This window comes from Nonomuraea sp. SBT364 (assembly GCF_001083785.1).
In the GTDB taxonomy this organism is placed as follows: Bacteria; Actinomycetota; Actinomycetes; order Streptosporangiales; family Streptosporangiaceae; genus Nonomuraea.
The window spans coordinates 1-1,344 of record NZ_LAVL01000349.1 but is presented as its reverse complement, the minus strand read 5'-3'; the positions used below and the strand labels follow the sequence as shown (position 1 = coordinate 1,344).

General features: G+C 76.4%; 2 protein-coding genes. Both read right to left on the bottom strand.

Translation table 11 applies throughout. The features are described 5' to 3' along the window. On the bottom strand, window positions 1-328 hold a 328-nt coding region (locus ADY59_RS47285; protein WP_049577935.1), incomplete at its 3' end, for a hypothetical protein. Further along, a partial coding sequence (locus ADY59_RS47280) for a WD40 repeat domain-containing protein (protein ID WP_231619257.1) occupies window positions 325-1,344 on the bottom strand: 1,020 nt, incomplete at its 5' end. The genes ADY59_RS47285 and ADY59_RS47280, both read right to left, overlap by 4 nt.

Sequence of the window (1,344 nt, the reverse complement as noted above, 5' to 3'; positions counted from 1 at the left end):
GCCCGCCCCCTCCCGGCGAACCGCCGCCCGGTCCGTCGGCGTGCCCGGGTTCGGGCGGGGTGACGCGGGTGAGGAGGGAGCCGCCTTCGACGTACTCGGTGACCACGAAGTCCGGGCCCGCGCCGAGGACGGCCACCGTGCCGACGGGGGCGGCCTCGCGCAGGCGGGCGACCCCGGCGAGGTCGGGCCGGCGGCGGTCCGGGCTGCCGTAGTGGCGGACGACCACCGTACGGCCGGACGGGGACGTCGCCAGGTGGTCCACGACCTGGCAGCAGCCCTCGTGGAGCGCTTCGGCGAGGCGGTGGCCGCCCACGGTCACGGTGCTCATCGGGCCGCCCGGGCCAGGCGCAGGCCGGGGGTGTCGTCGGCGGCCTCCAGCGTGGCCAGCAGCCGCCGCGTGCCCTCCCGGAAGTCCACCGCCACGAACTCGTGGGGCGTCCGGCCCGGGTCCAGGATCATCAGATGGTCGTCGTCGTACCAGCCCCACATCTCCGCACCCTTGATCGAGTTCACGTACGTGGCGACGCGGACGCCGGTGGCGGCGTCCCACGCGCACTGGGACCCGCCGCTGGGGCAGGTGGTCAGCATCAGCCGGCCCGACGGCGAGAACAGGGTGCGGCCGATGCTCGCCCCGGTCCACGGCATCGCGCGCACCTCCCGGCCGTTCAGGTCACGGAAACGCAGGCCGGTGTGGCCGTCGCTGTCGTGCGAGGCGACCACGCCGTCACCGCCGGGGGTCCACGCGTACGGGCCCGTGTCCCCCTCGGTCGGCACGGCGCCGCCCTTGCGGGTCACGGTGTCCAGCACGACGAACCCCGCCGTCGTCCCCTTCGGGCCGCCCACCGTGAGGAGCAGCCGGGACGACGCCCGGTCCCACACGGGGGAGGCGGCCCGCTCGGGCACCTGTACGGTGTACCGCTCGCCGGTCCGGCGGTCGATGACCGTCACGTCGCGTCCTGCCTGGAAGGCGATCTTCGCGCCGTCGGGCGAGGCGGCCAGGTCGTCCGCAGGCACCCCCGCCTCGGCGAACCCGCCGTCCTTGCCCGTGCGCAGCCACGCGCCGCGCTCGTTGCGGTAGGCCACGATCCGTTGCGCGTCGGTGGGATGCTCGTGCAGGGCCAGCGCGATCCCCGCCGCCCGCGTCGTGGCCGCCGGTGACGGCAGCGCCCGCGGGCCTTCGGCGGTCACCGACAGGTCGGGCAGCGATAGCGTCGGCGACGGCGTCACCCGGGTGGCCGCGCCCACCCGGTCGGCCACGAGATGCCCCGCCCCGGCCGAAACCACCGCCACGACCAGACCTCCGGCCACCAATCCGGGCCAACCCCGCCACCTGCCGGCCCGTCC